We start from the raw sequence: 13326 nt of genomic DNA, 5'->3' as shown, positions 1-13326 counted from the left end.
TCTTCTCTTCAACTATATTATAATTTTAGTTTTCATTGCAGAACCTGTCAATATTATGAATTATTCTATATAAATCAATGCATATCTAATTTGCAGAATGAAACCCTATATATTATAATGGAATCAATGATTACAAAAAAGTTTTGTTAAAAGGAGCCATACAATTGATTAAATTTATTTATGATTTACTACTGAATTACAATTTTAATGAAAGACTCTCCATCTTTTTATCCAATATATTGGCGATTATTTTCATCATACTCACCTGCATCGTCGCCGATTTTGTTGTGCAAAAAGTTTTACTTCGAACTTTAACCGCCTATATCAAAAGAACGAAAAATAAATGGGACGATATTTTCTTAGAAAAAAAGGTTTTTGAAACCCTGTCCCGCATTGTGCCCGGCGCTTTGATTCATCTTTGGGCACCTGTATTTCCTACTTATCAAATCTTGATTCAACGAATTGCTTTTTCCTATATCATTTTTATTATTTTGTTGACCTTGGATAAATCCTTAGATACCATCCATCATATTTATCAAGAATTTCCTGTTTCTAAGGCAAGACCCATCAAGGGATATCTTCAGGTCATTAAAATCGTGGTCTATGTCATTGGCATTATCGTAATCATCAGTGTTCTAATCAACCGTTCTCCATTGATATTACTTAGTGGTATCGGTGCGGCTACAGCAGTTTTTATTTTAGTTTTTCAGAACTCAATTTTAGGTCTGGTGGCCAGCATTCAGCTCACATCCAACAACATGCTTCAAATAGGCGATTGGATTGAAATGCAAAAATATGAAGCTGACGGAAACGTTATTGATATTTCTCTTCACACCGTAAAGGTACAGAATTGGGATAAAACCATCACTACCATTCCGACTCACGTGTTGATATCCGATTCTTTTAAGAATTGGAGAGGTATGCAGGAAGCAGGCGCTCGACAAATCAAAAGATCCATTCATATCGACATGACCAGCATCAAATTTTGTAATGAAGAAATGCTGGATCGTTTTAAAGAAATTGAATACATTAAAAACTACATCGAAGAAAAGACTTTAGAAATCGATCATCATAATCAAAAGCTCAATGCCATACCATCGAATATGGTCAATGGAAGACATTTAACCAATATCGGTGTATTTAGAATGTATATCACAAATTATTTAAAGCATCATCCAAATGTGCATAAAGATATGATTCAGGTTGTAAGACAGCTTCAGCCTACTGCAAACGGTTTGCCTATAGAAATCTATGTTTTCTCAAAAGAGATCCTTTCTGTAAAATACGAAGCCATACAGTCGGATATATTCGATCACATTTTAGCTATCATTCCGGAGTTTGATCTTCGTCTTTATCAAAGTCCAACAGGTCATGATTTCAAAAACCTCAACAGTTAAATCTGTTTAATGGCCTGTATTTAGAATTTCCTTCAATGTATTTAAAAGCTCTATTTTATTTTCGGTAGAGCTTTTTTCATGGATAGAATCCCTAGGATTTATAACGCATTCCAGCTGACCCTTAGGTTTATTGGGCATGATGTAGATATAGTCGCCCAGCGCCACTGCCTCTTCTAAACTATGGGTCACCAATACTACTGTGAGATTTCTTTCTTGTTGAATTTTTATCATCAGCTCCATTGCAGCTTTCTTGTTTTTAATATCTAAGGATTTAAAGGGCTCGTCCATTAGCAGCAGTGTAGCAGGATAGAGAAATCCCCGTAAAAGATTGACCCTCTGCAGAAGACCGCCACTGAGCTGGCTTGGATAATAATTTAAATAATCTGTAAGCCCCAGTATTTTACTGTAGTCCAATAGCTTTTTTTCGTCCACATGACCGCTAAGTGCATAGCACATGTTTTTCCTTACAGTTTTCCATTGGATTAAGCAAGGCTCTTGAAAAATGTAACCGATTCGATTCTGTCCTATGGGTTCAATAGACCCTGAAAATTCGTGATCTAGTCCAGCAATAATCCGAAGCAAGGTACTTTTCCCAGAACCAGAAGGTCCTATAATTGCATTGATTCTTTGGGGGTATATCCTTAAATGAATATCTTCTAAAATAATATTTCCCCCAAAGCTTTTATTCAGATTTATAATTTCTATGATGACCCCTCCCCAGCAATTTCACAAATTGATCTAAAAAGATACTGATACTGACCATAATGATTAACCATGCTAAAACACCGGAGGTATTTAAGTAGTTTTTCTCCCTATAGATGGCGCTTCCAATAGAAAATTTGGGATGGCTCAGCACCTCCCCTGCCACTACGGATTTGAAGGCAAGACCGAAAGCTGAAGACAGCATCCCATTCATACCAAAATAAATACTAGGCAGATGCAGATCTTTGACTCTATAAAAAAGAGATACCTTATATAGCTTGGTCATGCTTATCAATTCCCTGTCTATGGAGGTTAACGAATTGAGAACGCCTTCATATAAAAAAGGAAATACCATTAGAAAGCCTACGATGGCTGGTGCAACCTCGCTGTTGGACCATATAAGAATCAACAATATAACGGCAACCACTGGCACTGCCTTTATAAAATACAAGACGGGGCTCATAATTTTTCGCAGCATGGGCATAGTGTAGGTGGTAAACCCAACTAAAATCGCCCCTAGAAGAGAAACGATAAAGCTGGACACGGTTCGCTTCAATGTTTGAAAAATGATGTGCAGCGTTGTTTTCATTTTTAGTATCTCCAAGAGAGAATGTAGAACCTCTCCTGGAGATGGTACAATCACGCTCTGCCCTACCACAACAGATGCCCAATGCCAAATTAAAAGAAATACAGCCGTACTGATGATAATAGGTCCCCTATTTCGTAAAGAAAATGCCTTCATCTGGAAGCTTTCCTCCTATTGTCTTTGCATCCACTTCTGATAAAATCGTCACATATTTCATGTAGATCTCCTTCATTTCATTGCCATCGATAAAATTTAAGTTCATTCGCTGGATAGAATCTTGATTTAATATTCCAGCAGGTACTGTAATCTCTAGCTCTGTTCCGTATTTCCCCAGTTTTTCCGGATTCGCCCTTGCCCAATCCACAGATTTCTCATATTCATCTAAGAAAGTACCGATAAAGTTGGGATGACTTTCTACCAATTCTTTTTTTACAATCAATACAGTCTGAGGAAATCCTAAATCTGTACCAGCAGCCTCAGCAAATAATTCGTTTAAGCTGAGCTGAATCTTAGCAGATTCATCCTTCGATAAAATGGTACTGAGCATCGGCTCTGGAGCCAATACAATCTCTGCCTTTTTCGCAAGGAATGCAGGTGCTAGTTCCGTTGCGCCACCCATATAGTTGATGGTAATATCCTTTGCTGGATCGATGTTATTGGATTTCAGTACATACTGGAAAACAATATCCGGCGTTAAGCCCTTTCCTATGGTCGTAATCTCTCTTCCCCTTAAATCTTCGATGGAAGAAATATCTTCCCTGGAAAGAACGTAGAGATTGCCAAAGCCACTTAGAGCACCCACCATATAGGCATCGGTCTGATTATACGCAATGGATGCTAAGTTTGAAGGAACGATGGCAATATCTACTTCTTTGTTCATTACTTTGGAAACGATGAGATCCGATCCTTTGATCAAATCGTAATGGATTGTAACATTTTCTTTTACCATGGGCGTTTCCTTTGCTAGCTTCGCCATACTCAAGGCAGGAATTCCGTCTACAAATCCAACATTGACCCGAATCGGATCCTCTGCTATTTCTTCTGTAACATCGGTCCCCTTGGCTACTTCCTCTGGTTTCCCTGTTTGGCTACACCCCGTTAATACGGTGGACAAAATCATGATGCAGGCTAATAAAAAAAGTACCATTCTCTTTTTCACAGGAACACTCTCCTCCCAAAATTTTATCTCTATACCTTTGTAAGAGCTGTTTTTACACTGATTCCAGTCAATTTTCCTAGTTTGCCCGTCATGGCACTGATGGTATCCATGCTGCCATCTACAATAATGGATATGATGGAAATACCTTTATCCCGATAAGGGATGCCCATTCTTCCAACGATAATATCGGCATAATCATGGAGTATTGCATTTACCTTTGGTGAAATTTCAATATCTTCAACAACGATTCCTACGACACCGATTCTTTTCTCCACGCTCTCCCCCCCTTCAACAATAAAATTTGTTCGCTCAAACTCTAAAACTTTATGTCACACTCAACGCTAGATAGAGTCTAGGGCTTCAAGTGCTCAAAATCAATGCCTTCCAACAAAGGTTGGAAGGCATTAGATGGTATCTATACGTTCCCCTTTTGCTCAGATGTTCCTTGCAATTAGGTCTATATATTAAATTTACCACTATAAAACCAGAAAATCTAGTTTTACAGAATAAATAGAATTTTCTATTTCCAGAACTTCTCTCTTTTCACATAATGTGTGTGTAGATGCTTGTGACTTACTTCAGAATTTGGTGCTTCCAAAAATTCTTCATAGATCTTTGTGATGTATGGATTCTTATGTGATTTTCTTAATACCTTGCTTTCATCCTCTGCATAGATTGCACTTGCCCTTTGTAATCGAATATCGTGATCCATTCGGTATTCTGAATCAACGATTGGTTGCCCACCGCCCGTTACACAGCCACCAGGACATGCCATTACTTCTATAAAATGATATTGTTTTTCTCCATTTCTTACGACATCCAAAGCTTTTCTCGCATTGCCAAGACCGTGAGCTACAATAGAGTTGATGGTCATTCCATTGGGTAATTCTATGACCGCCTCTTTCACACCTTCTAGCCCTCTAACTGCAGTATAGTTTACAGTTTCCAATTCCTTACCTGATAATATTTCAAAGACAGTTCTTAAGGCCGCTTCTGCCACACCACCTGTAACGCCAAAGATTACAGCTGCGCCAGTAGATTCTCCAAAAGGATTGTCAAACTCTTCAACTGGTAGGTTTTCAAAATCGATCCCAGCTTCTTTGATCATTCTAGCAAGCTCTCTCGTTGTAAGAACCAAGTCTACATCCTGAAGTCCGTCATTGGATAATTCCCCTCTAGCGCTTTCAAATTTCTTAGCCGTACATGGCATAATTGAAACTGTTACGATCTTTTTCGGATCCATTGCCATCTTTTCTGCAAAGTAACTCTTGATTAATGCGCCTTCCATCTCATGTGGCGATTTACAGGTGGATAAGTTATCCAGCATATCCGGGTAGAAATGTTCTGCAAACTTAATCCAGCCAGGGCAGCAGGATGTCATAAGCGGTAGATTCTCTCCTGAGGTTAACCTACTGATGAGCTCTGTTCCCTCTTCCATGATGGTTAAATCTGCTGTAAAATCGGTATCGAATACTTTATCGAATCCTAACCGTCTCAGGGCTGCAACCATTTTTCCCGTAACACTGGTTCCCACCGGTATACCGAATTCCTCTCCCAGAGCCGCTCTGATTGCTGGCGCCGTTTGTACCACAACGTATTTCTCTTTGTCGTAGATGGCTTTCCATACATCTTTAATGTTTTCTTTCTCGTACAATGCTCCTACAGGACAGGCCGTAATACATTGACCACAATTGGTACAAAATACATCGTCTAAAGATTTAGCATAGGCTGGTGCAACGGTAGTATCAAAACCTCTCTCAATGAACCCAATTGCATGAACTTCTTGTACCTTTGAACACGTGCTGATACACCGACCACATAGGATACATTTCTCTGGATCCCTAGAAACAGAGGGAGACAATGAATCCGTACCCAGCTGTAACCGCTCTCCGTCATATTCGATATCTCGAATATTCAGTTCGCTGGATAAACTCTGTAGCTCGCAATTCTCACTTCGAATACAGGTGGTACATTCTCTTTTGTGATCCGATAGAATCAGCTTTACGACGGTTTTTCTCGACTCTCTTACCTTTGCTGTGTTGGTCTTGATGTCCATTCCATCTTCTGCCATTATGGAGCACGATGCCACCAGTCTAGGTCCTGATTCTACTACACAAACTCTACAGCTTCCACTGTTGTTAACGCCTTTCAAATGACATAATGTGGGTATATGTATATCTAAAGTTCTTGCAGCTTCTAATATGGTTGTTCCTTTTGGCACTTCAACCTGAATACCGTCTATTGTAAGTTTAACCATCCCTATTCACTCCCTTTTTTAAAAGTCTTTTCTATGGCCTCAAAACGACATTGGTCCATACAGGCACCGCATTTAATACAAGTCGCTTGGTCAATATGGTATGGCTTTTTCACTACGCCCCTAATTGCATGTACAGGACACACTCTCGCACAAACGCCACAGCCAACGCATTTCGATGGGAATATGGTATAGGTCATGAAGGATTTACATACACCTGCTGGACAGCGATCCTCTCTTACGTGGGCCTCATATTCATGTTTAAAATATTTCAAGGTAGATAGCACAGGGTTGGGAGCCGTTTGACCCAAACCACATAAAGCTGTAGCCTTAATATCATGAGAAAGTTTCTCTAAGTTTTCTAAATCTTCCATGGTTCCTTTCCCTTCGGTGATCTTTGTCAATATTTCAAGGAGTCTCTTGGTTCCGATTCTACAAGGAGAGCACTTTCCACAGGATTCATGAGAAACAAATTCTAGGAAGAACTTCGCCACATCCACCATACAGTTATCCTCATCCATTACGATCATTCCACCGGAACCCATCATAGAGCCTATGGTAGTTAAAGTGTCGTAATCGATTGGAGAGTCAATATGAGTATAGGGTATACATCCGCCGGACGGTCCACCAGTTTGTACCGCTTTAAATTTTTTGTTATGAGGAATTCCGCCACCGATGTCGTAGATCACCTCTTTCAAGGTAGTTCCCATTGGAATTTCAACAAGACCAGTGTTTGTTATCTTACCACCCAGGGCAAACACTTTCGTTCCAGCACTTTTCTCACTGCCTACAGATTTGAACCACTCTGCACCCTTTAAAATAATCTGTGCTACGTTTGCAAAGGTTTCTACGTTATTGATCAAGGTAGGCTTGCCCCATAAGCCTGAATTTGCTGGGAATGGTGGCTTTTGTACAGACATTCCTCGTTCTCCTTCGATGGAGCGAATCAGTGCGGTTTCTTCCCCACATACGAAGGCTCCTGCTCCCAGTCTTATTTCTATATCAAAATTAAATTCCGTGCCCATAATGCGCTGTCCTAGAAGTCCATATTCCTTAGCTTGAGCGATGGCTTTTTCTAAACGTCTTACAGCCATTGGATATTCCGCTCTAATATAAATAAAACCTTTATCAGAGCCGATTGCATACCCTGCAATTGCCATGGCTTCCAATACGGATTGTGGATCCCCCTCAAGGATGGATCGATCCATGAAAGCACCTGGATCCCCTTCGTCCGCATTACACACCACATATTTTTTATCATTGGCTGCTTTGGCTGTAAATTCCCACTTCATTCCTGTAGGAAAACCACCGCCGCCTCTTCCCCTCAGTCCAGATGCTTTGACCACATCAATGACGTCTTGAGGAGCCATTTCCGTGATTGCTTTTTGTAATGCCTTGTATCCATCAAGAGCTAAATATTCATCAATTGATTCTGGATCGATGACCCCACAATTCTTAAGTGCGATTCTGTGCTGTCTTTTTGCGTAATCGATTTCATCAAAGAATATGGTCATCTCTAAATCTGGATTTTCTTTTTTCATTTTCTCCAAAGAGGATTTCACTGTATAGTCTTCTATGATATGTCCATTTGCTAGATGTTCCTGAATCACTTTCTTTGCTTTCTCTGGATTCATTCTTACATAGGTTACCTTTTTCTCTCCTGGCAGTATGATATCCACGATGGGTTCAATCTGACAGGCACCGATACATCCTGTTTGTTTGATGATAATATCCTGTAGACCCAACTTTTCCACTTCTTCTATGATTGCAGATAATACGGGCTGTGCCCCTGCAGCGATCCCGCAGGTTGCCATACCGACTAATATCCTCGGTTGTTCCCTCTCCTTATCCTGTCGCACAATTTCCTTTGTTATCTTTCTGATTTCATCCAATTCATGAATTGATTTCACCATATGTCCCCCCTTCTTTCTCTATTCCGTATATTCACTTAAAATCTTAGGAACATCACTGGGCGTTAACCTTCCATACACCTTTTCATCAATCATGATGACTGGTGCTAATCCACAAGCGCCGATACACCTCGTTGCCTGTAATGTGAATTTACCATCTTCTGTGGTATTTCCTTCCTGGATATTTAACTCACTGCTTAGACGTTCCAATATGTTCTGTGAGCCCTTTACGTAACAGGCTGTACCTAAGCATACACTTATAACGTGTTGTCCCTTAGGCTCTAAGGAAAATAGCGAATAAAACGAAGCAACTCCGTAGATTTGAGTAATTGGTATGTCCAATTCCTCAGATACAAGTATTAAAGCTTCTTCTGGTAAATATCCATAAATACTTTGTATTTTATGTAGTGCTGGTATCAATGCACCTTCTGTACCTTTAATGTCCTGTAGAGCTTCTTTTGCTTTTAGCATAGTACTGTTTGTTTGTTCTTGTTGACCACAACAACAATTTTGATTTTCCATCCATTAATCCCTCCGTCCTTCTTCAATTTATACTTCTCAGTGATAACTGGCTTAAATACCATTGTTATCATTATAAATATTATATCAAATTTATGACTCAGTTCAACAGAATATTCTGTTTTTTTAAAATATTCTGTATATTGTTAATTTATTAACACGCACTCGACATTTTACGTCATTTATTCCCTATTTTGTTGAAGTAGATATAAATAAAATAAGCAAGTAGTGGATTTCCTTACCATTACTTGCTTATCTTTTTTTTAAAGCTATTCAATCTTTAAATATACAATGGCGATCTACTAAATATTATATTTCTATTTATAAGTGACTCCTTGTACTTCTTTAAATCCAAACCCCGGTTCATCATTTAGAGTAATTCTGTATTCATCAAATACTGCTCCGCCTATGATGGGATCTTCACTGCATAGCACTGGTCCATCTAAATCTATTTTTGTAATTATGCTCTTAGCTGCTGCTAAATGTACAGCCGCAGTAACACTTAGCTTAGATTCAAGCATGCATCCTACCATACATTCAACACCATATATTTCAGCAATTGAGCATATCTTCAGTGCATTATGCAATCCACCGGTTTTCATCAATTTAATATTGATTAGGTCTGCAGCTCTCATTTGTATAATCGTCATCGCATCTCTAGGTGAGAATACACTTTCATCGGCTAATACAGGTATCGAAACATTGTCTGTAACAAGCTTTAATCCTTGAAAATCATGGGCCACTACTGGTTGCTCAACAAGTTCTATATTCAATCCTGCATCTTCCATCTTTCTTAATGTGTATATGGCTTCTTTTGGATTCCACCCTTGGTTTGCGTCTATTCTTAAATCTACATCGTAGCCAACAGCATCTCTAATTGCTTTCATACGTTTTAAATCCAATGCGGAATCTTTTCCCACTTTAATCTTTAATGTTTTATAGCCTTTGTTTATAGCATCCATACTGTCTTGAGCCATTTCCTCAGGGTTATTTACACTTATAGTTATATCCGTTATTATTTCTTTTCTATATCCACCGAGTAATTTGTAGACCGGCGCTTTATATAACTGACCATATAAATCATAAATTGCTATATCTACTGCTGCCTTAGCGCTGGTATTTTTTACAACCGATTTATCTAGTCTTAGCATTATTTCTTCCATATTCTCAATATCCATGCCAATGATATGTTTCTTAATATGTTCTTCTATAGCCCCTCTTATTCCGCCTGTTGTATCGCCCGTTATCACGCCTGTAGGGGGTGCTTCTCCATATCCTATATGTCCCGTATCTGTTTCGATCTTAACGATAATATCCTCTACACTATTAACGGTTCTTAAAGCAGTCTTAAAGGGCTTCTTTAATGGAACGGATATATGCCCAATCTTGATGTCTGTAATTTTCAAATTAAATTCCCCCTAAATATTTTTTAACTGGTAAAATCCAGTAAAAGTCCATAATTCCCTATGGATTCTACTGGATTTCATTCACTAAAATATATTACGTTTATAATAATATATTCGTTAAATAAAGCAGTATTTAATAGTACTTTTCTTTCACTTCCTGATATTTTTTTAGAGCATCTTTATAGGCAACTACTATTGCTTTTTGAGAAGATCCAAAGTATCTTCTGATTACCTCTTGCTCTATATCTTCATAAAATTTATCGAATTTTCTTCCAACAAATATGCCTGCAATAAATTCCTCTGTAGTAGGTATCGTTGTAGAGCACCCAATATCCACAATTTCATCGGTCTCTGTGTCAATTATAAATCCTATGAAAAATATCTTAAATCTTTCCGTAATAGCATTATCATTACTGGTTTTTCCATGTCCAATTACATATACCGTATTTTTGTTATACATTCAAACCACCTATATTAATTTTATTTTTAAATCAATTTATTCTTCTAAAATAAACTTCCTTACACCATATAAAGCTTCCATATAAGTAATATACTTATCTCCTGAAGATTTTAAAATACTTAACGGAGTAACCGCAACCGACCATGCAGGGGTATAGGTTACATTCCCTTCAGTTTGAGAATAAAAACCTGAAAAGTCATGAATCATATAATATTCATCCTTATATTTTCCTAAATAAAGCATTGCATGACCACTCATATATAATCCAGCCCCAGGCTCTAACTTATCCAATATCTTTTCTCTTTCTTCTATTGTCATCGTTTCTGACATTTCATAGAACACACCGGCTGCCAACTTTCCTTGTTCTGATGAATTTCTAGGTAATTTTATACCCATTGTTCTATATATATCCAACATAAAAGATGTGCAATCTCTACCATTAAACATTCCACCCCATCCATATCTTTCACCTTGGAATTTAAAGGCTTGATTAATAATATTAGCTTTTGTATATGGTAGATAACCTATACTTACATCATCTAATCTTTGTATAAGGGCATAATCGAACGCTAGATTTCCATCCGTATTTATTGTAGGAAGTTTTATAACAAAATTACCTGAAGGATTTTGATCATAAAAGCTTCCTTTTACTTCCTCATATGAGGCTAAAGGAATTCTTACCCCCATATCTAACTGAAGTTCGGAGATTTCTGGTTTTAAAGGATTATAATTTGTGTACACCCTTTTTCCAGTAACCACTATAAAATCTTTACTATTTATATAGTCAAATAAAGTGCTTTTATCTGTGATAGCCACATCCTTTGAAGGAATCCATGCCAAATAATTATACATTTGTGCAAAATACCATTCCCCATCTTTACTTTCAGATAATATAACCATTGGCTCTACAGGATAAATTGCTGTCTCCATTAATCTATCAATATTATAATCCTCAGGAGAACTAAATAATCTATCATCGGTTGGAAAAGTTCTCATTTCTGTTCTTCTTAAGGCGATACCATATTTTACATCATTTTGATCCGATAGATTATCTAAATTTAAATTTTCTATTAATATTTTATAATAGGCTTCCCCAACTTGTTCCCCGTTTTTATTGTACCTAGGTGATGTTGATGGCATACTGAAACCTTGTATTAGTTGAACTAATTCTTCTTTACTAAATCTTTCTGGATACTTTTCTAAATCCACAATTGGTTCGCACTGCTCAATATTGTTCTTATTATAAGCTTCTATTTCACTTAAAGTAGCAATGGTTTTATTAGCACTGGATGTATTTTTAATCCAAAACTCAGGGTATAGCATTTCTTCAGTTACGCCTGGTATGTTTGATTCAAATTGCTTATATGGTGTTGCATCCTTACTTGCAGCAAATCCAGTTAAACTAACGGTCGTAATGAGCACCAGTGTAATAACCAATATCCCTTTTATTTTTTTCATTCTCCAGTTCCCCCCCAATAACTAAATTTATTTAAAGAATAGACATAATCTTACCAACGATCAACCCACCACCAGTACCTACAATATATCCCATCATTGCCATAAGCACTCCAATTGGTATTAATGCTTCACTATATGAGGCTGCAAGAATAGGGGCCGATGCAACACCACCTATATTGGCCAAACTGGCAACACCACATGTGAAAAGATCAAGTTTAAATAATTTGGCTATTAATGCCATTACTAAAGCATGAATTCCTAAAATTGCAAAACCTGATATGATGTATAATGGAGCTTGCGTAAGTTCCGCAAAGTTTGCTCTTGAAGCAATGAGTCCTACGATTGTATATAGCATTGCATTAGAAATCTGAGAAGCTCCTGGTAGCTTCGCTAAAGGTGTCATTGCACCTATAACACCTGCTACAGTAGCTATTATAACAGTCCAAGTTGATGCAGATAAGAAATCGGATTGTGGTAATTTAGTAGCTATAAACATAGAAACAGCCGCGACCAACAAACTTGTTCCAGTTAGGATTATTAGGTCTGAAAATTCCATATTTGTTCTTATGTCTTCTTGGGCACTTGCAAGTTGTTCGCCCACTTCGTCTATTATGCTTGTATCTGCCTTGGTCCATTTATTAAACTTATTTCCAAAGGGAACCAATCCTAATAATATCATTACCCATATAGCGTAATTTATAGAATCCATCAATAATGCGTAGCCTAATTTAGCATCTGGAATATTTAAAGCGCCTTGAATAGCCACCATATTCCCTGTACCACCCATCCAGCTACCACATAGTGCTGCAAATGCCTGCCATGTACCAGCTTCATATAGACCTTTGAAAATTGCATAAGTTACTATAAATCCAATCCCAATACTTACTGATGCAGCAAAGAACCCTATGAGCATTTTAGGTCCTAATTTAATGATTTTTCTTAGATCACATCGTAATAGCATTAAAAAAATCATTGCAGGTAATAAATTGTTTTTAAACATTGAGTAGTACATATTTACATCATCAGTTTTTTGCCATACACCAAATGTGGATAGTAACATAGCTACTAGATAAAGTAAAACCACTGCTGGTACATACTTAAAAAATTTACGATCCTTATACTTCTTCTCTGTCCAAACAAGTAAGCCAGCTAAAAAAATTAGAAAAGATAAATAAGTAAAGCCACTTGTAATCATAAAATTTCCCCCTTTTTTATTTTTATTTTGGCCATAGTGTTATAGCACTATGGTAAATAATAATTCCATGCTAGTTCCCTAATTCATCTATTGCAGCTGTCATACGCTGAACATCTTTTATTAAATGATCGATAGTGATCTATTCATCTGGCTGATATACAACATCTGATTGTAAGGAGAATATGTCCACCCATGTCCAAAAGGAATCTCTTTTTTTGATTTAGATTCTATACTCTTAATTTTTATGCTTTCCTTAACCCCTGTATAATTTCATTTTTCC

Annotated in this window: 12 protein-coding genes; 1 reads left to right on the top strand and 11 read right to left on the bottom strand. The window is 37.5% G+C overall.

The annotated features are described in order from the left end of the window. Nucleotides 1-164 precede the first annotated feature (164 nt). On the top strand, nucleotides 165-1397 hold the full coding sequence (locus CLOS_RS04820) for a mechanosensitive ion channel family protein (protein ID WP_012158794.1): 1233 nt from the start codon (nucleotides 165-167) through the stop codon (nucleotides 1395-1397). A gap of 6 nt (nucleotides 1398-1403) precedes the next feature. On the opposite strand, the gene CLOS_RS04815 is transcribed toward CLOS_RS04820, so the two are convergent. The 11 genes from CLOS_RS04815 to CLOS_RS04765 form a co-directional block, all read right to left on the bottom strand. After that, nucleotides 1404-2048, bottom strand: coding sequence for an ABC transporter ATP-binding protein (locus CLOS_RS04815; protein ID WP_278183757.1), 645 nt, complete (start codon nucleotides 2046-2048; stop codon nucleotides 1404-1406). Nucleotides 2049-2079: 31 nt separating this feature from the next. Then, nucleotides 2080-2841 (bottom strand): ABC transporter permease, encoded by a 762-nt coding sequence (locus tag CLOS_RS04810; protein WP_012158792.1) that lies wholly within the window; start codon nucleotides 2839-2841, stop codon nucleotides 2080-2082. Continuing rightward, nucleotides 2816-3844, bottom strand: coding sequence for an ABC transporter substrate-binding protein (locus CLOS_RS04805; protein WP_041719000.1), 1029 nt, complete (start codon nucleotides 3842-3844; stop codon nucleotides 2816-2818). The genes CLOS_RS04810 and CLOS_RS04805 overlap by 26 nt, the downstream gene beginning before the upstream one ends. A 29-nt stretch (nucleotides 3845-3873) precedes the next feature. Further along, the gene (locus CLOS_RS04800) at nucleotides 3874-4119 is read right to left on the bottom strand and encodes a TM1266 family iron-only hydrogenase system putative regulator (protein WP_012158790.1); all 246 of its coding nucleotides are present in this window, start codon (nucleotides 4117-4119) and stop codon (nucleotides 3874-3876) included. Nucleotides 4120-4364: 245 nt separating this feature from the next. Continuing rightward, nucleotides 4365-6101, bottom strand: a complete 1737-nt coding sequence (locus CLOS_RS04795) for an NADH-dependent [FeFe] hydrogenase, group A6 (protein ID WP_012158789.1) — start codon at nucleotides 6099-6101, stop codon at nucleotides 4365-4367. Nucleotides 6102-6103: 2 nt separating this feature from the next. Then, entirely contained in the window at nucleotides 6104-8011 is a 1908-nt protein-coding gene (gene nuoF / locus CLOS_RS04790; protein WP_012158788.1) for an NADH-quinone oxidoreductase subunit NuoF, read from the bottom strand. An 18-nt stretch (nucleotides 8012-8029) separates the two neighbouring features. Then, the gene (gene nuoE, locus CLOS_RS04785) at nucleotides 8030-8530 is read right to left on the bottom strand and encodes an NADH-quinone oxidoreductase subunit NuoE (protein ID WP_012158787.1); all 501 of its coding nucleotides are present in this window, start codon (nucleotides 8528-8530) and stop codon (nucleotides 8030-8032) included. Nucleotides 8531-8844: 314 nt separating this feature from the next. Beyond that, complete coding sequence (locus tag CLOS_RS04780; protein WP_012158786.1) at nucleotides 8845-9933, bottom strand: dipeptide epimerase; 1089 nt, start codon at nucleotides 9931-9933, stop codon at nucleotides 8845-8847. 133 nt (nucleotides 9934-10066) lie between these two features. Beyond that, entirely contained in the window at nucleotides 10067-10393 is a 327-nt protein-coding gene (locus CLOS_RS04775; RefSeq protein ID WP_012158785.1) for a DUF3870 domain-containing protein, read from the bottom strand. Nucleotides 10394-10429: 36 nt separating this feature from the next. Beyond that, nucleotides 10430-11851 (bottom strand): C40 family peptidase, encoded by a 1422-nt coding sequence (locus CLOS_RS04770; RefSeq protein ID WP_012158784.1) that lies wholly within the window; start codon nucleotides 11849-11851, stop codon nucleotides 10430-10432. 31 nt (nucleotides 11852-11882) lie between these two features. Then, entirely contained in the window at nucleotides 11883-13046 is a 1164-nt protein-coding gene (locus CLOS_RS04765) for a DUF819 family protein (RefSeq protein ID WP_012158783.1), read from the bottom strand. Nucleotides 13047-13326: the final 280 nt, after the last annotated feature.

Origin of the sequence: Alkaliphilus oremlandii OhILAs (assembly GCF_000018325.1) — a bacterium.
Taxonomy (GTDB): Bacteria; Bacillota; Clostridia; order Peptostreptococcales; family Natronincolaceae; genus Alkaliphilus_B; species Alkaliphilus_B oremlandii.
This window is presented reverse-complemented; position numbering and strand designations above follow the sequence as displayed.